Annotated in this window: 1 protein-coding gene; it reads left to right on the top strand. The window is 41.1% G+C overall.

Going from position 1 to position 654, the window contains the following annotated elements:
* On the top strand, positions 1 to 317 hold a 317-nt coding region (locus tag R7093_RS25970), incomplete at its 5' end, for a glutathione binding-like protein (protein ID WP_318147114.1).
* Between the last annotated feature and the right edge of the window lie 337 nt (positions 318 to 654).

Raw genomic sequence — 654 nt, 5'->3', positions numbered from 1 at the left:
TCGTCGAGTTCCAAGGCCTTTATGCGGCATTCCAAGCGTTTCGCAACATTACGGCGATCTATCAAGATCGTGAAAACTGTGTGGCAGCGTGGGGTGAAGAATCCAAGTCTCGTGTCCTCGAGTTTTTGCCAACCTTAGATAAACGTTTGTCAGAGAGTGAATACATCGCGACAGACCAGTTTTCCGTTGTCGATATTACCGGTTATATTTTCATTGGTTTTGCGGTGAATGGTTTGAGTATTGAAGTCTTCGAGAAGTATCCAAACATCGCTCGCTGGTTTGAACAAGTGTCTGCCCGAGACGCATTCCAAAGCTAATTTTTTCGCAGCGAGCGTTTTCTCTCTCGCTGCGTATTGAATGCCAATGACAAAAAGGTATTCAAATACTTCAAGTTTTCTCTTCTTTTTTTACTCATCTCCTATAATTATTTTTATATACAACAACCTCAATAGGCTTCAATGCGTTTTAGAGCAGAGTGCTCTTAGTCTGTAGACGTTCTTTTCATTTAGAGATGTCTGGCAAGAGACAAGGAGAGGTTATGAATCTTCAAATCAAAACCATCAACAACGTACTGTTTGCTTCGCTCGTTGTTTCTATTCTTGGTTTAGTTGCGATGTACCTGAACTATACGCAGCAAAGTGATCAAATAGAACA

The organism is Vibrio sp. 1580, from assembly GCF_033340055.1.
The sequence above is the reverse complement of the archived record's forward strand: the minus strand, read 5'-3'. Positions and strand labels throughout refer to the sequence as shown.